Source organism: Nonomuraea sp. ZG12, assembly GCF_052068115.1.
Lineage (GTDB): Bacteria > Actinomycetota > Actinomycetes > Streptosporangiales > Streptosporangiaceae > Nonomuraea.
Window position 1 is genome coordinate 1 of sequence record NZ_JBQHCW010000018.1, and the last position, 19,036, is coordinate 19,036.

The 19,036-nt window shown below is 68.8% G+C and carries 25 protein-coding genes; 20 read left to right on the forward strand and 5 right to left on the reverse strand.

Annotated features, from left to right (window positions below; translation table 11 throughout):
* Positions 1-764: GntR family transcriptional regulator (locus ACTMTF_RS34665; protein WP_441114464.1), on the reverse strand; the 764-nt coding region annotated here is incomplete at its 3' end.
* 437 nt (positions 765-1,201) lie between these two features.
* Here ACTMTF_RS34665 and ACTMTF_RS34670 point away from each other — a divergent pair.
* The 19 genes from ACTMTF_RS34670 (at position 1,202) to ACTMTF_RS34760 (ending at position 14,320) form a co-directional block, all read left to right on the forward strand.
* On the forward strand, positions 1,202-1,345 hold the full coding sequence (locus ACTMTF_RS34670; protein ID WP_441114465.1) for a hypothetical protein: 144 nt from the start codon (positions 1,202-1,204) through the stop codon (positions 1,343-1,345).
* A complete protein-coding gene (locus tag ACTMTF_RS34675; RefSeq protein ID WP_441114466.1) occupies positions 1,342-2,058 on the forward strand; it encodes an RRQRL motif-containing zinc-binding protein in 717 nt (238 codons plus the stop codon). The genes ACTMTF_RS34670 and ACTMTF_RS34675 overlap by 4 nt, the downstream gene beginning before the upstream one ends.
* Complete coding sequence (locus tag ACTMTF_RS34680) at positions 2,055-2,201, forward strand: hypothetical protein (protein WP_441114467.1); 147 nt, start codon at positions 2,055-2,057, stop codon at positions 2,199-2,201. Before ACTMTF_RS34675 ends, ACTMTF_RS34680 begins: the two co-directional genes overlap by 4 nt.
* A 1-nt stretch (position 2,202) precedes the next feature.
* Entirely contained in the window at positions 2,203-2,466 is a 264-nt protein-coding gene (locus tag ACTMTF_RS34685) for a hypothetical protein (RefSeq protein ID WP_441114468.1), read from the forward strand.
* On the forward strand, positions 2,463-3,449 hold the full coding sequence (locus ACTMTF_RS34690; RefSeq protein WP_441114469.1) for a DUF2637 domain-containing protein: 987 nt from the start codon (positions 2,463-2,465) through the stop codon (positions 3,447-3,449). The genes ACTMTF_RS34685 and ACTMTF_RS34690 overlap by 4 nt, the downstream gene beginning before the upstream one ends.
* Positions 3,446-3,727, forward strand: coding sequence for a hypothetical protein (locus ACTMTF_RS34695; RefSeq protein WP_441114470.1), 282 nt, complete (start codon positions 3,446-3,448; stop codon positions 3,725-3,727). Before ACTMTF_RS34690 ends, ACTMTF_RS34695 begins: the two co-directional genes overlap by 4 nt.
* 5 nt (positions 3,728-3,732) lie before the next feature.
* Positions 3,733-4,155, forward strand: coding sequence for a hypothetical protein (locus tag ACTMTF_RS34700; protein WP_441114471.1), 423 nt, complete (start codon positions 3,733-3,735; stop codon positions 4,153-4,155).
* Positions 4,152-4,556: a hypothetical protein gene (locus ACTMTF_RS34705; RefSeq protein WP_441114472.1), complete on the forward strand. Its 405-nt coding sequence runs from the start codon at positions 4,152-4,154 to the stop codon at positions 4,554-4,556. The genes ACTMTF_RS34700 and ACTMTF_RS34705 overlap by 4 nt, the downstream gene beginning before the upstream one ends.
* A complete protein-coding gene (locus tag ACTMTF_RS34710; protein ID WP_441114473.1) occupies positions 4,556-6,604 on the forward strand; it encodes a hypothetical protein in 2,049 nt (682 codons plus the stop codon). Before ACTMTF_RS34705 ends, ACTMTF_RS34710 begins: the two co-directional genes overlap by 1 nt.
* 256 nt (positions 6,605-6,860) lie before the next feature.
* On the forward strand, positions 6,861-7,217 hold the full coding sequence (locus ACTMTF_RS34715; protein WP_441114474.1) for a hypothetical protein: 357 nt from the start codon (positions 6,861-6,863) through the stop codon (positions 7,215-7,217).
* Positions 7,214-8,005, forward strand: coding sequence for a hypothetical protein (locus tag ACTMTF_RS34720; RefSeq protein ID WP_441114475.1), 792 nt, complete (start codon positions 7,214-7,216; stop codon positions 8,003-8,005). The genes ACTMTF_RS34715 and ACTMTF_RS34720 overlap by 4 nt, the downstream gene beginning before the upstream one ends.
* The gene (locus tag ACTMTF_RS34725) at positions 8,002-8,256 is read left to right on the forward strand and encodes a hypothetical protein (RefSeq protein ID WP_441114476.1); all 255 of its coding nucleotides are present in this window, start codon (positions 8,002-8,004) and stop codon (positions 8,254-8,256) included. Before ACTMTF_RS34720 ends, ACTMTF_RS34725 begins: the two co-directional genes overlap by 4 nt.
* Before the next feature lie 102 nt (positions 8,257-8,358).
* Complete coding sequence (locus ACTMTF_RS34730; RefSeq protein WP_441114477.1) at positions 8,359-8,751, forward strand: hypothetical protein; 393 nt, start codon at positions 8,359-8,361, stop codon at positions 8,749-8,751.
* 172 nt (positions 8,752-8,923) lie between these two features.
* Positions 8,924-9,730 carry a MazG-like family protein gene (locus ACTMTF_RS34735; protein WP_441114478.1) on the forward strand — a complete coding sequence of 269 codons (807 nt, stop codon included), beginning with the start codon at positions 8,924-8,926 and terminating at the stop codon, positions 9,728-9,730.
* Positions 9,717-10,598, forward strand: a complete 882-nt coding sequence (locus tag ACTMTF_RS34740) for a deazapurine DNA modification protein DpdA family protein (protein WP_441114479.1) — start codon at positions 9,717-9,719, stop codon at positions 10,596-10,598. The genes ACTMTF_RS34735 and ACTMTF_RS34740 overlap by 14 nt, the downstream gene beginning before the upstream one ends.
* Positions 10,595-11,491 carry a bifunctional DNA primase/polymerase gene (locus ACTMTF_RS34745; protein ID WP_441114480.1) on the forward strand — a complete coding sequence of 299 codons (897 nt, stop codon included), beginning with the start codon at positions 10,595-10,597 and terminating at the stop codon, positions 11,489-11,491. The genes ACTMTF_RS34740 and ACTMTF_RS34745 overlap by 4 nt, the downstream gene beginning before the upstream one ends.
* A gap of 32 nt (positions 11,492-11,523) precedes the next feature.
* Positions 11,524-12,711 carry a DUF3631 domain-containing protein gene (locus tag ACTMTF_RS34750; protein ID WP_441114481.1) on the forward strand — a complete coding sequence of 396 codons (1,188 nt, stop codon included), beginning with the start codon at positions 11,524-11,526 and terminating at the stop codon, positions 12,709-12,711.
* Positions 12,712-12,894: 183 nt separating this feature from the next.
* Positions 12,895-13,092: a helix-turn-helix domain-containing protein gene (locus ACTMTF_RS34755; RefSeq protein ID WP_132507766.1), complete on the forward strand. Its 198-nt coding sequence runs from the start codon at positions 12,895-12,897 to the stop codon at positions 13,090-13,092.
* A gap of 1 nt (position 13,093) precedes the next feature.
* Positions 13,094-14,320: a tyrosine-type recombinase/integrase gene (locus ACTMTF_RS34760; protein ID WP_441114482.1), complete on the forward strand. Its 1,227-nt coding sequence runs from the start codon at positions 13,094-13,096 to the stop codon at positions 14,318-14,320.
* Positions 14,321-14,404: 84 nt separating this feature from the next.
* On the opposite strand, the gene ACTMTF_RS34765 is transcribed toward ACTMTF_RS34760, so the two are convergent.
* From ACTMTF_RS34765 to ACTMTF_RS34775, 3 genes are read right to left on the reverse strand one after another with little or no spacing between them, the layout of a single operon-like run.
* Positions 14,405-15,622 carry an NADP-dependent isocitrate dehydrogenase gene (locus tag ACTMTF_RS34765; RefSeq protein ID WP_441114483.1) on the reverse strand — a complete coding sequence of 406 codons (1,218 nt, stop codon included), beginning with the start codon at positions 15,620-15,622 and terminating at the stop codon, positions 14,405-14,407.
* Positions 15,623-15,673: 51 nt separating this feature from the next.
* Positions 15,674-15,973, reverse strand: coding sequence for a DUF3017 domain-containing protein (locus ACTMTF_RS34770; RefSeq protein WP_397008135.1), 300 nt, complete (start codon positions 15,971-15,973; stop codon positions 15,674-15,676).
* Positions 15,974-15,992: 19 nt separating this feature from the next.
* A complete protein-coding gene (locus ACTMTF_RS34775) occupies positions 15,993-17,114 on the reverse strand; it encodes a citrate/2-methylcitrate synthase (RefSeq protein WP_441114484.1) in 1,122 nt (373 codons plus the stop codon).
* Positions 17,115-17,295: 181 nt separating this feature from the next.
* Here ACTMTF_RS34775 and ACTMTF_RS34780 point away from each other — a divergent pair, with 181 nt between their 5' ends.
* Complete coding sequence (locus ACTMTF_RS34780) at positions 17,296-17,937, forward strand: FHA domain-containing protein (protein WP_189141119.1); 642 nt, start codon at positions 17,296-17,298, stop codon at positions 17,935-17,937.
* Here the strand turns inward: ACTMTF_RS34780 and ACTMTF_RS34785 are convergent.
* Positions 17,911-19,032, reverse strand: coding sequence for an anhydro-N-acetylmuramic acid kinase (locus tag ACTMTF_RS34785; RefSeq protein ID WP_441114485.1), 1,122 nt, complete (start codon positions 19,030-19,032; stop codon positions 17,911-17,913). The genes ACTMTF_RS34780 and ACTMTF_RS34785 overlap by 27 nt on opposite strands.
* Positions 19,033-19,036: the final 4 nt, after the last annotated feature.

Sequence of the window (19,036 nt, forward strand, 5' to 3'; positions counted from 1 at the left end):
CAGCTCAGCGGGAACGTGTGCTCGATCACCAAGTAGTGAGCGGGCGTCACCGTCGTGGTCACCTCGACAGCCTGGCCCGATTCCGTCTTGCCTACATGGAAGATGTCGAGAACCGTGCGCTCGGGGCTGATCTCCAAAGCGTCCGACTCCTCCTCCGTCGGAGGGCGGACATGGATGCGCTCTGTCGCTTCAGTCTGGACGTAGCCGAGTTCGGCGAGCGCGGACTTGATGCCGCCCCGGATATTCGGCCCTTCGGCCTCAAGGTCGGTGCCCTCCGCAATCGAGAGCGGGAACCATGAGGCGTTGAGCCGTACGGGGATACCAGAAGCCAGAAGCCGCCGACGGCGAACGAGGGCGTTCTCCTCACCGCGAGGCAAGCCAAGAGCGTCGGAAACGTCGTCTGGCGGTACGGCGCGCTCCACTGTGATCTCGTGCTGCGGTTCGAGCCCCAACGCCCGAACCTCTGCATCGAAGGCTCCACGAGCCGCGCCACTCTCGCGTGCTTCGCGGGAGTAGCGCGCTGCTGAGTGGAGCATCGGCGGGATGTAGGTCACCATCGTTCCCCTTCCTTGACGAGGGCGGATCATGCCCTCTGCCGCGAGTACCTGCATTGCCCTGTTGACCAGGCTTCGTGACGCGCCGTACCTCTCCGCAAGCACCGGCTCAGGCGGGAGGACCGAAGCCGTTGGATAGACGCCATCGGCGATCTCTTGCCTGATCTGCGCTGCGATCTGACGGAAGCCCAACTTGCTTGGTGTGCCCATTTCTCCCCCTTTGGTCGTTTGGTCGCCCAACTCGAAACATTAAACGTTTGATGTTTGTTGACAGCGGGGCTTCAGAGAGTTCATCATCGGAGCCATCGACAAACGTTTGGCGTTTCAGTATCGCAGCATACCTGCCAGGTCAGACCAAGTCGATGAGCCGGGGTGTGGCTTGCCTCACCTTGCTCGCAGGACCAAGAGCACCCGGAAGGCGATCCGACGGGATCGCGCGCCAGCACCGAGGAAAGCCGCTTCGACCGACGGGCCGAACGCACTCGACACCTGACAACTCCATGGGGTCATGGTCATTGCCTCCCCGAAAAGGCTGCCCACGCGGGACAAAGGACCCGCGTCTGCACTTCTCCGTCCTCTCAGCGGGGGCGGCTCCGAATCCGCCAAGACACGAGCCGCCCCCTCACTCCCTGCAAAGGAGCTCCATCATGATGACCCGCTTCAGCGGCATGACCAAGTCCAACTACTGCCCGTCCGACTGCCGCAACGGCCAGATCTGGAACCCCAGTTCCGGCCCATATCCGTGCCCGATCTGCCAGGGCAACAACGGCGCCGTGAAGGCCGGCAAATGAGCGCCGACCTGCCGGTGACGCATCCGGCGCTGGCACTACTGGCCGCCCTCACCGAGGGGACGCCGCGCCAGCTGGCCGATGAGGCCGCGTGCCGGTTCGACCCCGAGTTGCACACCGGCCCGGACGCCTTCACCGACGAGCCCGCCGACGAGCGGGCAGCGCGTGAGCAGGTGGCCCGTGAGGTGTGCGCAGGCTGCCCGGTGTGGGCCTCGTGCCTGTTCTCCGCTGGACGTGCGTCCGGCGTCGGGGATCTGGGCCGGACTGACGCCCGAAGAACTCCGAGCGATGTCCACGCCGGTGTCCCCCAGCTCGACGCGGGGGGTGGCGTGATGAGCCGTATCCGGGGCCGATTCTTCGACCCGACAGGCCGGAAGCACGGGTTGCCGTCGTGGCCGTGGCAGATGGCGCCCGCGCACCTGCTCACCATGCGCCAACTGACCGCGCGGGGGCTTCGCCCCGGTGGTCAGGAGGTGCAGGGGCAGATCCTGTGGGCCTCGCGCCGCTACCGCGCCCGCGGTGGGGTGCGTGCCGCCTTCCTGTACGACGTCCGGCTGGCGCTGCCCAAGCGCACCCCGACCGCCCGGCAGCGTGACGCGCTGGGTAAGGCCCTGGCCGCCCGCCGTACCTGCCCCGACTGCGCGCGGGACGTGGGCTATGTGCTGGCCCGTCGCCTCGGCATCTGCAACGACTGCGCTGAGGAGGCGGCGGCATGAAGCCCGAGGACGCCCGGGTGTGGCGCAAGGGCCTGCGCAACGCGGCCAAGGGCATCCCGACCGGCCGCCGCACGCCCTACCAGGCGCGCACCGAGCCCGCCTCCCTGACCCGACCTGAAGCACCCTGCGAAAGGGACTCCTGACATGACCGCCCCGACCAACATGCCGGGCAACGCCCCGTCTGCCAACGGCACGAGCCCCGAGCGGGCCACCCGCGATCTGCTCATCATCATCACTGCGCAGGACGACCGTGGGAACGTGTCGACCAGCAGCCATGACCTGGTCGTCCCGGTCGGCATGCGCCACTGTGACCTACTGATGCACCTGCTCAACGAGCGCATCCCCGAGCACCTGCGCGGCAACTGCGTCGTGCTGCACTACTCCGTTCACCCGGCGGTGGTCACATGAAGACCACCGGCCGGCGCGACTGGTGGACGATCGGCGGTGTCGGCGTCGTGGCCGCCGCCGCGGTCATCGCCTCCTTCACCGCCCAAGCGGGATTGGGACGCCTGGCCGGCTGGGATGCCGCCCTGGCCCTGCCCGGCGGTATCGAGATCTCGCTGTCGTGGCTGCTGCCGTTGTGTGTGGACGCCTACGGCGCGGTGGCCACCCGGATCACCGTCAACGCCAAGTACAGCGCGGAGACCCGCCGGCATGCGCTGATCCACGCGGTCGGCGCGGTGGTGGTGTCCATCATCGGTAACGCCATCTACCACGCGCTGGAAGCCGACGTGCTGGTGCTGGGCACCTCCCGGTGGGTGCTGGTGGTGGCGGTCAGCATGGTCCCGCCGGTGGCGCTCGGCGCGCTGGCTCACCTGATGGCGCTGTGCGCCCGCGACGACACCACCGAACCCGCCCCGTCTGAACCGGCGCCCGTCCCGCCTCCGGCCCGTACGGACGACGCGCCTACGGTGGCGCCGTCACGTCCGGCGCCGGTGTGGCAGGAATCCGTACGGGCAGACGAACCCACCCGCGTGCCGCACTCTCCCCGTACGGGTCCGGCGCCGCGTGCGGTGGCCGCCGCCCGTACGGCCCGTACGGGCGTGGTGGCGCTGGCCACCGTACGGGCCGACCGTACGGCCAAGCAGGACACCGCACCCACCGGCAAGACAGAGCGTGTGGACCGTACGGCCTTCATCGCCGAACTGGCGTGGCGGATCCGTACGGCCGAAGCCGATGGCGGTCGGTGGGAGCCGGACTACGACGAGCTTGAGGCCCGTTCGGGATATCGCCGCTCGTGGTGTGAGAAGGCCGTACGGGATGCGCGGGCACTGGCCGCCGATGACGAGCCGCCCACCGCTGAAACCCTGACCACCTCTCTCGACGCCGATACCGGCGACGCTGACGAGCACACCGGCCACGGCATCGCTGAAGGGGAGGTGGCCCGGTGAGCCGCCGCCGTAACGCCCTGGACCTGCTGGTCGGGAACCTGGTCACCCTCGCCGTGCTATCTGCCACGGTCGGCCTGTCGGCCGCTCATCTGACCCCGTGGCCGCCCTCGGTGGCGGTGTGGCTGTCCGGTTTCACCGCCGGGCTGATCGCCGCCCCACTGATCCGGACCTGTCTCGCCGTGCTGGCCGTACGGCTGTCGCGTCCCGCCTCTGCCCGTACGAACGGGACCCGTACGGCCACCCGGGCGGGTGGCCGTACGCGGCGCGAGGGGCGGTGATGGTCATGACTGAGCCGCACACGGTGTACGTCATCACCGACGCGCCGCACCGTACGGACACCCCCGGCCCCGTGCACGCCCGTCCCGTACGGCGGGCTGGTGTGCTGGCGCGTGCGGTCGTGGCGGTGGCCGCCCTGCTGCTGGTGTCCGGGCTGATCCCGGACGTGTACGGCTGCCGCTGGTGGCTGTACGGCGCGGTGCTCGGCTGGCTGGTCTGGCCGTCGCTGGCCCGTATACGGGCGTTCGCCGCCCTGCTGTTCGGCGCGCTGGATGCGCTGCTGGCGGCCATGCTCGGCACCCGCCGCCTGGTCTATCTGGCCGCACTGCTGCGCCAGGCCGTACGTGACACCCGCACCTCTCCCCGGCCCGGCGACGACGCCGGCCGAGACGACGACGCTGCCTCTTCTGGTGAAGGAGATCCTTCGTGAGCACTCCCGACAACACCGCCAAGCCCGGCCGGAGCCGGATCCCCGAGCTGTCCTCGATCCCGTGGGAAGGCCCCTCGGCGATCACCCGCTACGCCCAGGTCGGCCGCAACCTGGCCCGCGACCTCGGCGAAGAGTTCGCGCTCGGCAGCGATGAGCTGTATGCGGTGCTGATCCGCAGCTTCAAGGGCCACCCGGTGCTGAGCGTGTTCGGCGCGCCGGACGTGCGCCGCCGCGCCCGCCGGGTGGTCAAGCGGCTCAAGCGCGCCGCCGAACTGCAGCGCGGCGCCGGGGTGGAGCTGGTGAAGTTCCACGCCCAGTTCCGCAAGGAGTTCGTGGAGGTGCTGCCGCAGGCCAAGCCCGAAAACCGGCGGCAGGAGTTCAACTGGAAGGAGGAAGCCTGATGGCCCGCACCACCACCCCGCCCCAGCCCGCGACGCTGCCCGCGGTCCCGGACTCCTCATCCTGGGAGCAAGTGGCCACGCGTGAGGTGTCCAAGGCGCTGCTGTACTTCCCGCCCTGGCTGGTCGGTGTGCTGCTGTTCGGCCTCGGCGCCGCCTTTCACTTCACGCTGCGCAGCGACGACCCGCAGACCGTGGCGTGGACCACCGCTCTGATCATCACCTGCGTGCTGGCGCTGACCGCGCTGACCTGGCGTCAGTCGCACGCCCGCAGCCTGACCGGACGCGCGCACACCACGCTGACCACGCTGGCCGGCGGGCTGTGGGTGTGCGCGGCCACCATCAACGGCCCCGCCACCACCGTCACCGGCCGGCTGATCCTGATCGGCGGGGTGGCGTTCGCGCTGTCGTTCAACATCCGCACCGTCATCCGGACCAAGCAGATCGACGTGGGCGGCGCGGTCGCCGACCCGCTGGGGTTCCTGTTCGGCCGCGGCGCCGAAAAGGCCGGCATGCCGCAGGTGCAGGCCCGCACCATCCAAGCATCCGCGCACAAGGTGACCGGCGAAGTCCAACTCGCCGAGGGGCGTCAGGTGGCCGATGACCTGCAAAAGAAGGTTCCCTACGTCGAGTCGGGGATCGGGCTGCCGCCCGGTTCCATCGTCACCAGCGTCGATCCCGACGACGCGAGCAAGGCCAAGGTGGTCATCTCCGACCCGCGCGTGATGAAGCAGCCGATCGTCTGGCCCGGCCCGTCGCGCGTCGGCGCCTCGATCGCAGCCCCGGTACGGCCCGGCCTGTGGCAGGACCTGGACGACGTCGAATACGTCATCGTCGGCCACCACGTGCAGATCATGGACAAGACCGGCGCGGGCAAGTCCATCGGCGGCGCCTGGAACCTGCTGGGTGAGATCGTCACCCGCCACGACGTGGCCGTGTTCGCCATCGACATCACCAAGGGTGAGCAGACGCTCGGCCCGCTCAAGGCTGCCCTGCACCGGCTGGAGACCACCAAAGAGGGCGCCAAGGCTCTGCTGAGCGAGATGCAGGCCAACGTCAAGCCGCGCACCGACCTGCTGTCGGGCAAGGGCCTGCAGAAGTGGGCCGAAGGGTGCGGGCTGACCTACTGGGTGCTGTGGCTGGAGGAGTTCCCCGACATCTTCGACGCCCTGACCGACAAGCAGCAAGAACAGTTCCTGTCGCTGATCAAGGCGATCCGCAGCGCGGGCGGCACCGTGGTGCTGTCCCTGCAGCGCAGCGACTGGACCCAGATGCCCACCATCGCCCGCGGCCAACTGGCCAAGATGTGCTTCGGCGTCGACTCGGCTGCCGATGCCACCTTCGGCCTGTCCGAGGCCCAAGAAGATGCCGGGTGTCGGCCGGAGCTGTGGAGCAACAAGCAGCCCGGCATGGCCTACCTGGACGCCCCGTCCATCCCCGATGACCGGATCACGATGCCGATGCGTACCTACGCCTGGGGCCTGACCGCCACCGGCGCCTTCGATGACGAACGCGCCAACGGGCAGATGCGCGCCCACGCTGCCGCCTTCCCCGCCATCCACAAGCAGATCGACCCCATGACCGCCGCCCTGTCCCGGCTGTCGGCCGCCGCGCTGGCCAACCCCGCCCCGCTCCCCGCCGTCCACGACGGCACCGCTGGTGACGACGACCCCGACGACGATGAGGAGGTGCGCAACGTCGCCACCGAGTACCTGAACACCGACGACCCCGACCCCGAAGTCACCGTCGACCTGGACGACGAGATCACCGACTTCCCCGAAGGGGAACCGCCGCTGACCTTCGCCCCGCCCGAGCCCAAGATGACCCCGGAACAGCGCGGCGCGGCGCTCATGGACCGCCTGCACGAACTGTGGGACGACGGCGCCCGCGACGTCGGCACCGGCGACTTCAAAGTGCTGTGGGAGACCACCGACATCAGCCGCGCCTGGTTCCAAAAGCAGATGCGGCGCCTGTCGGAGGCGGGCGTGCTCGGTGCCTACGACGACGACCGGCAGCGCTACCTGATGGAGCACCGCCCCGAGCTGCCCTGACCCCGCAAGATCCCGTGGCCCCCCGTGCGGGGCCACGGGCGGGGGCTGGGGGAGAGAGATACAGGTCAAAGCAGGGGCCACGGCGCGTGGCCCCCACCGTGGCCCCCTGTCGTGGCCCCTGCGTGGCCCCCCTGAGGTTGAGGCGTGGCCCCCTTCGTGGCCCCTCAAACCAAGATCAAAAACGTTCGCGGATGCATCCCACGCGCAGCCGTGCGCGCGAGCCTGCCCGCCCCCTCCCGGAAGGGACATCACCGCCGTGAGCATCACCACCCGAACCTGTCTGGTCGTCACCTGCACCCGCTGTGGTCAGGTCGATCCCGACGAGGGTTACGAAACCCTGCACGCCGACACCATCGACCAGCTCCGCGACTGGCTCACGGACTGGGAATGGAGCGGCCCCGACACCCCCGAATTCTGCCCCGGCTGCGTGGCCGACCTCGCCTGCGAGCGCGACGGCCACCTGTGGCGCGACTGGCAGCCCGGCGTCACCAGCACCGGCCTGCGGTTCCGCTTCCGCTCCTGCGAGCGCTGCCACGCCGGTGAACGCGAGCCCGCACCCGCCCCACCCCCGCCGCCAGTAGCGCCTGACGGGACAGGAGAGCCCACGTCATGAGCCCGCTGAAGCTCACCCCGCCCCAATGGCGCGTCCTGCGCTACCTGGGCACCTACTACGCCACCGCTACCCGCGTCGGCTTCCTGACCAAACAGCTACGTGCCGCCACCGGCGCCACCGAGGCCGACTTGACCGCTCTCGCCGATCTCGGCCACATCGTCGGCCGCCTGCACGGCAGCGCCGACGCTCCTTCCCCGAGCACCGTGCACACCGCCCGCGCCCACCGGAAACTGCGCATCCACCTCACCCCCGCCGGCAAGAGCGCCGCAGCAACTATCGATACGGCCTACCGCGCGCTGGTCCATCTGCGCGCCTACGGCCCCCATCCCGCCCACACCCTGCACGACGCCGGCATCGGAGACGACACCCTGACTCAACTCGACCGGCACGGCCTCATCTACACCATCGCCGGGCCTTTACTGGCCCTCACCCGTATCGGCGACCCATACGCCGAGCCTTACGCCCAGGAACAGACCGGCTCCCGGCCCGCGAAACGCGCGCCCGAGCACGCCGACCCCTCCCAGACGCACACGCATGAGGTGTCCACCTGGCACGACATGGCCAAAGGCGACCACATTCACATCCGTCGACAGTTCCATCCACGACCGCATCCCACCACCGGCCACCGCCTGGCCGAATGGTCCGGAACCGTCCTCGACAACTCCGCCTACGGCTTCACCATCATGGGCGACGACGGCAAACGCCACGGGTTCTTCGCCTGGCCACCCGGCCCCGGCTACACCCAGACGGTCACCCGCCGGCAGCGCGCCTCGGAGAACCGGTCATGACCGGCCCCTCCATCCTCACCACGCTCGCCACCATCGCCCTCTGCCTGACCGCCGTGGCAGTGACCGCGCTCATCCTTCTGGCCTCCTACCGAGCCAGCCTCAAGCGCCACCCCTACACCGACTGCCGCCGCTGCAAGGGCACCGGCGAACGCCGTAGCCGCCTGTTCGCAAACTCCTTCGGCTACTGCCCCGACTGCACCGGCACCGGCAACAAGCCCCGCCTCGGAGCTCGCCTGCTCAACGTCCGCTGACCTCCGAGCACTACGCGATGAGGGCGCGGCCTCCACTCCGCCAAGAACAGTGGCCGCGCCCCGTCACCCCGACACCCACAACGAGCACGAGGTGAGCTCATCATGACCTACAGCCCGCTTCACGGCGAAGGCGAGCTACCCCAGTACCCGCCAGGCAAGGAACCGCTCCTCACCTATCAAGGCCGCACCTACCGGCTTGTCCAGGGGCGAATTCTGCTGAATTGGCACAAGCCCGCACACCCGGTGCTGCGTCACCGGGTCGGCTGCGTGCTGTGCTGCGACGTCCGTGTCCAGCGCGGACCCGGCTCCCCACCGCGCCACCCGAAGAACTGCACCAACTGCCTGCACTACGCCGGCCCACGCCCGGACCCGTGCTGGTCCTGCGGCAACACCGCCCACTTCCGCGACGACGACGGCCGCCCCACACACAAGGCCTGCCTGGAGCAGGCCATCACCGCTGATCTCCTCACCCGCTCAGACAAGGAAGCCGCATGACCACTACCCCGACGCCCGCGCCCACCGTGCCCGCCGACGGCGAAGCGACAACCTGCTGTACGCCACCCTCACCGCCACCGCCGCCCTCGCCGCCCTGACCGCCACCGCCCACCGGACCGAACTGCTCACGCTGCTGCCGCTGGCCTGCCTGGTGCTCGGGTGGACCTACCTGATGAACGACCACGCCATCTCCGCCATCGGCCGCTACGTGCGAACCGACCTGCAGCCGCGGCTGACCGGCCTGCTCGCCACGCCCGTCACCTTGTTCGGCTGGGAGCACGCACACCGCCGCGACCGCCGCCGCCTGTCTCGGAAACGGCTGCAACTCGGCGCGGACCTGACGGCGTTCTGCCTGCCTCCGCTGGCCGCCCTGACCGTGCTGTGGACCACCGGTCCCCACACCCCGGCCGTGCTGGCCATCTCCCTCACCGAACTGGCCGCGGTCGCGGTCCTGGCCACCCAGATCATCCGATACGCCGACCTGACACGCCCCACCGCCACCCACCGGCCACACCTCGAAGGAGAACCCAAATCCGACACCTCGCCCCGCGGCGCCTGCCCCCAACGCGCTGACCAGCCCGCCCACACCCACCCGACGCTCAACCCAGCGGCCCTGTGGGACCACCTGGCCGCCGCGCTGGCCTGGCTGGACGCGGCTAACCCCCGCACCGACCACGAGATCTCCATGCGGATCCTCAAAATCACCGAAGAGGCCGGCGAAGTAGCCAGCGCCTACATCGGCATGACCGGCCAAAACCCCCGCAAAGGCGTCACCCACACCCTGCACGATCTGTCCGGCGAGCTGTGCGACGTCCTCATCACCGCCCTGGTCGCCCTGGCCACCATCACCGGCGACACCGACACCGCACAGGCCGCCCTGGACCGCCACCTCACCGAACGCGGACCCCGCCTGCGCGCACTCACCCGCCAACAGGTCATCGACGGCTCCGGAAGGAAGGCGTCCAGTGGAGGGCGTTGAGGCCGTTGCCGACCGCGGCACCGCTGACGTTCCTGTGTTCGTGACGGGGCTCCCTGAACCGTCATGGCTGGCGCGCGTCACTTTCCCCGCGATGATCAGTTACGGCAGGCTCGCACGCCGACCGCTACCCCGCCAGCTGGCCGCGCGCTGCCCCACCTACGTGGATTCACGCGGCTTCACCGAACTGCAAAACCACGGCCGGTGGACCGTCACCCCACACGAGTACGTCAACTGGCTACGCCGCCACCGCGAACAGATCAACCTACGGTGGGCAGCCCCGCAAGACTGGATGTGCGAGCCCGCCATCATCCACGGCGGACGCTACGGACGGCAGACCTTCGTCGGCACCCACCTCAGCGTGCCCGAGCACCAACAGCGCACCGTGGACAACTACCTCACACTGCGCCAGCTAGCCCCGGACCTGAATATCTTCCCCGTGGTGCAGGGCTGGGAACTGGACGACTACGTGCGATGCGTCGAGCTCTACACCGCCGCCGGCGTCGATCTGACCGCCCTGCCACTGGTCGGAGTCGGCTCTGTCTGCCGGCGCCAATCCACGGCTGAGATTGGGCAGATCGTGACCACCCTTGCCGGACTGGGGCTGCGCCTGCACGGGTTCGGGGTCAAGACCCTGGGATTGCAGCGCTACGGCCGCTACCTGATCTCAGCGGACTCCATGGCCTGGAGCAAGGACGCCTTCCACAGCCCACCGTTGCCCGGCTGTACCCACCGCAACTGCGCCAACTGCCTGCGCTACGCCATCCAGTGGCGCAGCCGACTAATGACCAAGCTCCACGTCCAGCACCACAACCAGCGGCAAGACGACCATGCCGCACCATCTCACCCTGCCGGAACGGAGGCCGCATGAGCACGCCCATACTCCGCTACGCCCTGGCCGCCGCCGCCCGCGGCTGGCATGTCTTCCCCGCCGCCATCGGCGACAAGCCCCCGATCAGGGGCTTCACCGACTGGGAGGCCAACGCCACCACCGATCCCGAGCTGATCCGCCGCTGGTGGTCGCGGGCGTCGTACAACGTCGGCATCGCGTGCGGCCCCTCCGGTCTGGTTGTGGTGGACCTGGACAAGCCGAAACCCGGAATGGAGGGGCTTCGCCCCTCGCCCCCCTGGGACCTGCCCGGCGTCACCGAAGGCGCCGACGTCCTAGCGCTGCTGTGCGAACGCGCCGGCCAACCCCTGCCCCTCGAAACGTTCACCGTCCGCACCCGGAGCGGCGGCACCCACCTGTACTACACCGCCCCGGACGGCATCCGCCTGGGCAGCACCAAAGGAAAGCTCGGCTGGCTGATCGACACCCGCGCCCACGGCGGCTACGTACTCGGACCCGGCAGCTTCGTGGACCTGCCCGACGGCACCGGCCCCTACCAGGTGATCCACAACACCACCCCGGCCCCGCTCCCCCCCTTGTTGGTTCAGCCGCTTGTCCCCCAGATGCACCCACCCCAGCCGCCCGTACCCATCCCCGCCCCGCAAGGACGCCGTAGCGCCTACCTCACCGCCGCAATGCAGCGCGAAGCCGACCGGATCGCCAGCGCCCCACCACGCCAGCGCAACCAAGCCCTGTGGATAGCCGCCGTCGCCCTGGGCCAACTCGTGGCCGGTGGCGCCCTGACCGAAGCCGAGGTCACAACCCTGCTGAACCAACAAGGGGCAGCCGTAGGCCAGACCCACCGCGAAATCACCTACACCATCACCGCCGGGCTCAAAGCCGGGGCCAAACGCCCCCGCACGCTCGCCGCATGACCGCACCACCGCACTCTGGGAGCACTGATCTCGTGAACAAACCCATCGCCCACGGCGCGACCCTGCTGGACGCGCTGCTGGCCGCGCTCACCCGATACGTCATCCTCCCCACGCCCGAGGCCGCCAACGCTGTCGTGCTGTGGATCGCCGCCACCCACGCGCAACCCGCCTGGGCACACGCACCGCGCATGGTCATCCGAGGCCCCGAGAAGCGCTGCGGCAAGTCGCGGCTGCTGGACGTGGTGGAGGCTACCTGCCACGAGCCGTTCATCACGGTCAACTCATCCAGCGCCGCGGTCTACCGCTCGATCAGCGACGACCCGCCCACCATGCTCGTGGACGAAGCCGACACCATCTTCGGCCCCAAAGCCGATGGCAACGAAGACCTACGTGGGCTGCTCAACGCCGGACACCAGCGCAACCGGCCGGCCAAACGCTACGACGCTAATACCCACCGCGTAGAGAGCATCCCCACCTTCGCCATGGCCGCACTCGCCGGCATCGGCGCCATGCCCGACACCATCGAAGACCGCGCCGTCGTCATCCGCATGCGCCGCCGCGCCCCCGGCGAACCCGTCGCCCCCTACCGCCACAAGCGCGACCGGCCCGCCCTGCGCCAGCTGGCCGAAGACCTCCGCGCCTGGCTCCGCCCCGACCTGGCCGCCCTGGAGCAGGCCGAACCCGCCATGCCCGTGGAAGACCGCGCCGCCGATACCTGGGAACCTCTCATCGCCGTGGCCGACCACGCCGGCGGCCACTGGCCCGACCGCGCCCGCGCCGCCGTCCTCGCCCTCACCGCCGAAGCCGACGACAACGGCCAGACCTCTGCCCGGGTACGTCTGCTGGCCGACTGCCGCACCGCCTTCGGCACTGATCCCGCCCTGCCCACCGCGACCCTGCTGGAACGGCTCAAGGCCGACCCCGAAGCGCCTTGGGCCGACTACGGACCCACTGGGCTGACCGCCATGAAGCTCGGCGTCATCCTGCGCGAGTACGAAATCCGCTCAGCCAACATCCGCTTCACCGACGGCACCCAGGCCAAGGGCTACCAGCGAGCCGACTTCCTCGACGCCTGGGCTCGCTACTGCCCCACGCCGGCACCTCCGGACGCCCCGCCGCACGCCGAAATCCCGCTGTTCGAGGGGGGTAGCCGTCCCAGCCGTCCCAGCCTTGTCATCGCAGGTCAGCGCGGGACGGCTTCGGACCGTGGGACGGCTTAGCCGTCCCAGCAAAACAAGCCGTCCCAGCCTGACCAGCACAAATGAGGCTGGGACGGCTGGGACGGCTACCCCTCCAGAAAACGCCCATGACCACCTGCGAATGGCACCTGAAGCGACCCCGCCGGAAGCGCCGGCAAAGCAGAACCGGCAGGGGCCGCACCCCATCAGAGAGGCACCACCATCATGCCAACGACAGCAGCGCCGCACTTTCTCACCCCCGAGGATCTGGCCGAGATGTTCAACGTGCCGAAGGAGACCGTCTACCAATGGCGGCGCAAGCGCACCGGCCCGCCCGGATTCCGCGTCGGCCGCCACCTCCGCTACGACCTGACGGCGGTACTCGCGTGGGTCGCAAAGCAGACTCAGCGAGAGGAGGGCTGACGTGGCTGGACACGTTCAAGACCGTTGGTATAAGACCGAGGCCGGCCCCGACGGCAAGACCAAGCGCGTACGCACCGACAGGTACGGGAAAGGCATGCGATACCGCGCTCGCTACGTCGGGCCGGACGGCACCGAGAAGAGCCAATCCTTCCCCGACCGGCAGAAACGCCAGGCAGAGGAATGGCTGGCACAGACTGCCGCCGATATGTCCCGGGGGCGCTACATCGACCCGCGCGCCGCCCGCGTGACCTTCCGTCAGTTCGCCGAGAAGTGGCTTCAAGAACGGAGCGGAGACCCCAACACCCGAGCGTCTATAGGGTCTCAACTGCGGATTCACGCGTTCCCATACCTTGGTGCTCGCCCTCTCGGCTCGTTCCAGCCTGGACACATCCGCACCTGGATCAAACAGCTCGAAGAGAACGGCGTTCGTGGTTCGTACGCGAAGACCATCTACTCGAACGTGCGGAGCGTACTCAGCGCGGCCGTGGATGATGGTCACCTCACCCGCAACCCATGCTCGGCCCGCTCGGTGAAGGCACCGAAGATCGAGACGAAGCGCGTCGCGCCCTGGACCATCGAGCGTGTCTTCGCGGTCCGAGCCGCTCTGCCTGGCAGATTTCAGCGCATGGTGGACGTCGGCGGCGGTTGTGGGCTACGTCAAGGCGAGATCTTCGCCATAGACGTGGATCAACTGGACTTCGATTCCGACACGCTGCACGTGGTTCAACAGTTGAAGTACAGCGAGTACAGGCTCGTCTTCGCGCCCCCGAAGGGCGGCAAACTCCGAGACGTTCCCCTACCTGGCCCGATCGCTGATGCGGTTCAAGCCCATATGAAGGAGTTTCCACCCGTAGCCGTCACCCTCCCCTGGGGGACGCCAAACGGCGAGTTGGTCACCAAGCGCCTGCTCTTTACGCAGGTGAACGGTGATCCGGTTCGTCGCCCGAGCTTCAACAACGTCCACTGGAAGACGGCTCTCGTGGAGGCCGGAGTCCTGCCGGAGCGGCAACGCGGAGAGCGGCACGCACAAGCGCGCGAGCATGGCATGCACGCCCTCCGCCACTTCTACGCCTCCGTGCTCCTGGACGCCGGCGAGAACATCAAGGCCCTGAGCGAGTACCTAGGGCACCATGACCCGGGGTTCACCCTCCGGACGTACACCCACCTCATGCCGAGCAGCCAGGAGCGCACGAGGAAGGCAGTGGCGGCCATCTTCGAGGCACCGTAGAAAGGCGTGACGGCCCACAGACGGCCCAGAGCGGAAAAATGGCCCCTACCTTGTGGAGTTTCCGCAGGTAGGGGTCATTTTTGATTAAACAGCCATCTTCTTCTTCAGGTTCTCGTCGAGCGCGCCCAGGAAGTCCTGGGTGGTCAGCCACTTGGCGTCGCCGCCGACCAGCAGCGCCAGGTCCTTGGTCATCTGGCCGCTCTCGACCGTCTCGACGCAGACCTGCTCCAGCGTGTCGGCGAACGCGGTCACCGCGGGCGTGTTGTCGAGCTTGCCGCGGTGTGCCAGGCCACGGGTCCACGCGAAGATCGAGGCGATCGGGTTCGTGGAAGTGGCGTTGCCCTTCTGGTGCTCGCGGTAGTGGCGGGTCACCGTGCCGTGCGCGGCCTCGGCCTCGACGGTGCGGCCGTCGGGGGTCATCAGCACCGAGGTCATCAGGCCGAGCGAGCCGAAGCCCTGCGCGACGGTGTCGGACTGGACGTCGCCGTCGTAGTTCTTCGCCGCCCAGACGTAGCCGCCCTCCCACTTCATGGCCGCGGCGACCATGTCGTCGATGAGGCGGTGCTCGTAGGTGATGCCGGCGGCGGCGAACTCGTCCTTGAACTCGGTCTCGAAGACCTCGGCGAAGATGTCCTTGAAGCGGCCGTCGTACGCCTTGAGGATGGTGTTCTTCGTCGAGAGGTAGACCGGGTAGTTGCGGTTGAGGCCGTAGCGCATGGACGCGCGGGCGAAGTCGCGGATCGACTCGTCCAGGTTGTACATGGCCATCGCGATGCCGGGGCCCGGGAAGTCGTACACGTCGAGCTCGATCGGCTCGGAGCCGTCCTTCGGCGTGTACGTGAGGGTGAGCGAACCCTCGCCGGGGATCTTGAGGTCGGTGGCGCGGTACTGGTCGCCGAAGGCGTGACGGCCGACGACGATCGGCTTGGTCCAGCCGGGGACGAGCCTCGGCACGTTGGACATGATGATCGGCTCGCGGAAGATGACACCGCCGAGGATGTTGCGGATGGTCCCGTTCGGGGACTTCCACATCTTCTTGAGCCCGAACTCCTCCACCCGCGCCTCGTCCGGGGTGATGGTGGCGCACTTCACACCGACGCCGTACTTTTTGATGGCGTTGGCGGCGTCGATCGTGATCTGGTCGTCCGTGGCGTCGCGTCGCTCGATGCCGAGGTCGTAGTACTTCAGGTCGACGTCGAGGTAGGGAAGGATCAGCTGGTCCTTGATGAACTGCCAGATGATCCGGGTCATCTCGTCGCCGTCAAGCTCGACGACCGAACCCTCCACCTTGATCTTGGGCATGCGAATGGTTCCCCTTCAATGAATGGATACGTTGAGGCTATCGGACGCCCCTCAGCCGGAGAAAAGGGACTGGATGAGCGCCTTCAACGCGTTGTTGTAGAGCAGCAGCGAGCTCAGCACCAGCACGAAGCCGGACAGGCCGAGCGTGGTGACGTCGGCTCTCCTGCTGCGCACGGCGAGCGGGCCGCCGTAGCCGGCGAAGCGCAGCGCGGCGCCGATCATGAGGACGGCGCCCACCGCGAAGCCGCCCCACCGCACGTCGATCAGGAAGATCAGCCCCACGCCGACGGCCGCACCCGCCAGGATCAGCGGGTACGGCCCCCAGCTCGCACGTTCGTGGCTCTCGCTCACGGGCTCATCGTTCAAAGGCTCATCGTTCGTCGATCGGCTTCCACTTCTGGTCCGTCTCGCCGATGTATTCGCTGTCGGGGCGAATCAGGCGGTTGTCCGCGTGCTGCTCGATCACGTGCGCGGTCCAGCCGGACATGCGACTGATCGAGAAGACGGGGGTGAACAGGTCGGTCGGGATCCCAAGGTAGTGGTAGACGGACGCCGCGTAGAAGTCGACGTTCGGATAGAGCCCCTTGGTCTCGAAGACGACCTCCTCCATCTCCTTGGACATCCGGTAGTAGGTGTCGTCCCCGGCCGCCTCGGCCAGCTCCTGCGACATCCTGCGCAGGTGGGTGGCGCGCGGGTCCTCGGTCTTGTAGACGCGGTGGCCGAAGCCCATGATCTTCTCGCCGGCGGCGAGCTTGTCGCGCACGGCCTGGGCGACGCCCGTCGGTGAGATCGACTCGAGCGTCTTCATGACCTGCTCGTTCGCGCCGCCGTGCAGCGGGCCCTTGAGCGTGCCGATGGCGGCGACGATGGCGGAGTGCATGTCCGACAGGGTCGCGGCGCAGACTCGGGCGGCGAAGGTGGAGGCGTTCATGGTGTGGTCGGCGTGCAGGACCAGGCAGGCGTCGAAGATCTCGACCTGGCGCTGCGCGGGGCTGCGGCCGGTGACCTGGAGCAGGAAGTTGGCGGCGACGCTGAGCGACGGATCCGGCTCGGGCGCCTGGCCGCCGCTGCGGGCGGCGTGGAAGCGGGCGACCAGCAGGGGCTGCTGCGCGGTGAGGCGGGCCGCCTTGGCCAGGTTGGCCTCGCGCGAGTTGGCGTCCTTGTCCGGGTCGTCCGCACCGGCGAGCGACACGAGGGTGCGCAGCGCCTCCATCGGTTTCTGCTTCTCGGCGATCTCGGAGATGTTCGCCGAGACGAGCGCGCCCAGTTCCCGGCCACGCACCAGCTCCTCACCGTAGGCGGCGAGCTCGGCCCGGTCGGGCAGCTTCCCGCGCTGCAGCAGGTGTGCGGTCTCTTCGAACGTCGCGCGGCCGGCCAGGTCGTGGATGTCGTATCCACGATAGAACAGGCGACCGGCCTTCCCGTCGATGTCGCTGAGCGCTGTGGACGCTGCGACGACATCTGCCAGGCCTTTTGTGGGCTTGTCCGCCATGAGTACTTCCTCCGCTTATCTCCCGTGGAAGTCTACCTGTGAGCAGGCAAAACCAGTCTCAAGGGGTCAGATCAATTTCAAGCACGATTCTCGTTTCGGCAAAGGCGATTCCGCATCCCCACGTTTGGGTAAGCCGCAGCTGTAGTAATAGTTACGGCGGGCTACCTGGGGAGGAACTGCCGTGGAGGGGCCGTTCATACGCATCGAGGACACCGGCGAGGTGGTCCCGTTGCGCCCCGAGATCACAACGGTGGGAAGGGGCCGGGGCGCGGATATCCGGCTCAGCGATCCCAGCGTGTCTCGGCTCCATGCCGAGTTCGTCAGGCGAGGACCCTACCTGTATGTCGTTGACCTGGGCCTGTCCCGCAACGGCACACGGGTGAACGGCAGGCCGATCGCACGGAGGGTGCTCGACGACGGCGACGTCGTCTCCTTCGGCGCGGCACGCGGTCGCATCGGTGGAGTCCCCCGTGAGGACTTCACCCCCGAGGTCGAACTCCGCAGGGCCGCGGCGCCCGAGCTGACCAGACGCGAGGTCGATGTGCTGACCTCGCTCTGCAGGCCGGCGCTGTCGGACGAGGCGTTCGTCGCCCCGGCTACCGCACGGGAAATCGCCGACGACCTGGTCGTGACCGAAGCCGCGGTCAAGCAGCACCTGCTGCGGCTGTATCAGAAGTTCAGGATTCCCGAAGGCACCAACCGGCGCACGCGGCTGGCCAACGAGGTGGTCGCACTGGGCCTGGTGCGTCCGACACCTGTGGTGCCACCACAGCGGTCGGGGGCTCCTGCCGAGCCGTCAGCGGCGGGGCGCAGGGCTTCCTGAGAGACGGATCGCGACCGGGGCTTCGGCGAGGGGTTCCGGCAGCGTCAGCGGATCGGAACCCGGCGTTATCGTGCCCAGGACCCGGGCGCCTGAGGCGCCTGTACACCTGGGCACGGTGGCGGGCAGGCCGTGTGCGGTGAGCCAGCCGAACAGCGAGAAGGCGATCGCCTCCTTGCCGTCGGCCGGCACGCCGAGCTCGTCACTGGTCACGAACGTCGCCGGTGACGCTCGCAGGCGCAGCATGCTCATCAACGTCGGGTTACGCGCCCCGCCGCCTGAGACGATCACCGTGTCGAGGCGGTGCCTGCGGATCTCCGCCGCCACCGTCTCGGCCGTGAGCGCGGTCAGCGTGGCGACCAGGTCCGCCTGCGGCAGGTCCGCCTTCACGTAGTCGGGCGTGAAAAGCTCCTTACCGGTGGATTTGGGTGGTTCCTGGCGGTAGTACGGCTCGGCCAGCAGCTCCTCCATGAGCCCGGTGTCGATCGTGCCCGCCGCCGCCAGCTCCCCGTCCCGGTCGTACGGCGGCGCGGCGGCGTCGATGAGCGCGCAGGCCGGCCCGGTGTCGTAGGCCACGACCGGCTCCCGCACGGTCAGGTTGGCGATCCCGCCCAGATTCAGTGCCCCGGTGCGGCCCGGCATGCCCGCCATGAGCAGCAGGTCGAGGTAGGACACCAGCGGCGCCCCCTGCCCGCCCGCCGCCACGTCGCGCGCCCGTACGTCCGACACCACCGGCAGCCCGGTGCGCTCGGCGATCCAGGCCGGCTGGCCGAGCTGCAGGGTGCCCAGCACCCGCCCGTCCTCCACCCAGTGGAAGAGCGTCTGGCCGTGGGAGCAGATCAGGTCGGCGGCCGGCGCGCCGGCCGCCACGTCCGCGAACGCCTGGCCGATGAGCGTGTCCAGGGCGCAGACCTCGCCCAGGTCGATCCGGTGCGGCGGCAGCGCCGCCACGATGCGGGCTCTCAGCCCAGGCTCGTACGGCTGCTCCCCCAGATGCAGCAGCGTGCCGGTCAGCACGCCGCCGTCGAGCGACCAGTCCACCACAGCGCTGTCGACACCGTCGTGCGAGGTGCCCGAGATGAGGCCGAGAACCCGCATCGCA

Excerpts from the sequence above, each read along its gene's own strand:
- ACTMTF_RS34670 (WP_441114465.1), top strand. The coding sequence starts at position 1,202 with ATGATGACCCGCTTCAGCGGCATGACCAAGTCCAACTACTGCCCGTCC.
- ACTMTF_RS34675 (WP_441114466.1), top strand. The coding sequence starts at position 1,342 with ATGAGCGCCGACCTGCCGGTGACGCATCCGGCGCTGGCACTACTGGCC.
- ACTMTF_RS34680 (WP_441114467.1), top strand. The coding sequence starts at position 2,055 with ATGAAGCCCGAGGACGCCCGGGTGTGGCGCAAGGGCCTGCGCAACGCG.
- ACTMTF_RS34685 (WP_441114468.1), top strand. The coding sequence starts at position 2,203 with ATGACCGCCCCGACCAACATGCCGGGCAACGCCCCGTCTGCCAACGGC.
- ACTMTF_RS34690 (WP_441114469.1), top strand. The coding sequence starts at position 2,463 with ATGAAGACCACCGGCCGGCGCGACTGGTGGACGATCGGCGGTGTCGGC.
- ACTMTF_RS34700 (WP_441114471.1), top strand. The coding sequence starts at position 3,733 with ATGACTGAGCCGCACACGGTGTACGTCATCACCGACGCGCCGCACCGT.
- ACTMTF_RS34710 (WP_441114473.1), top strand. The coding sequence starts at position 4,556 with ATGGCCCGCACCACCACCCCGCCCCAGCCCGCGACGCTGCCCGCGGTC.
- ACTMTF_RS34720 (WP_441114475.1), top strand. The coding sequence starts at position 7,214 with ATGAGCCCGCTGAAGCTCACCCCGCCCCAATGGCGCGTCCTGCGCTAC.
- ACTMTF_RS34725 (WP_441114476.1), top strand. The coding sequence starts at position 8,002 with ATGACCGGCCCCTCCATCCTCACCACGCTCGCCACCATCGCCCTCTGC.
- ACTMTF_RS34730 (WP_441114477.1), top strand. The coding sequence starts at position 8,359 with ATGACCTACAGCCCGCTTCACGGCGAAGGCGAGCTACCCCAGTACCCG.
- ACTMTF_RS34735 (WP_441114478.1), top strand. The coding sequence starts at position 8,924 with ATGAACGACCACGCCATCTCCGCCATCGGCCGCTACGTGCGAACCGAC.
- ACTMTF_RS34745 (WP_441114480.1), top strand. The coding sequence starts at position 10,595 with ATGAGCACGCCCATACTCCGCTACGCCCTGGCCGCCGCCGCCCGCGGC.
- ACTMTF_RS34755 (WP_132507766.1), top strand. The coding sequence starts at position 12,895 with ATGCCAACGACAGCAGCGCCGCACTTTCTCACCCCCGAGGATCTGGCC.
- ACTMTF_RS34765 (WP_441114483.1), bottom strand. The coding sequence starts at position 15,622 with ATGCCCAAGATCAAGGTGGAGGGTTCGGTCGTCGAGCTTGACGGCGAC.
- ACTMTF_RS34775 (WP_441114484.1), bottom strand. The coding sequence starts at position 17,114 with ATGGCGGACAAGCCCACAAAAGGCCTGGCAGATGTCGTCGCAGCGTCC.
- ACTMTF_RS34785 (WP_441114485.1), bottom strand. The coding sequence starts at position 19,032 with ATGCGGGTTCTCGGCCTCATCTCGGGCACCTCGCACGACGGTGTCGAC.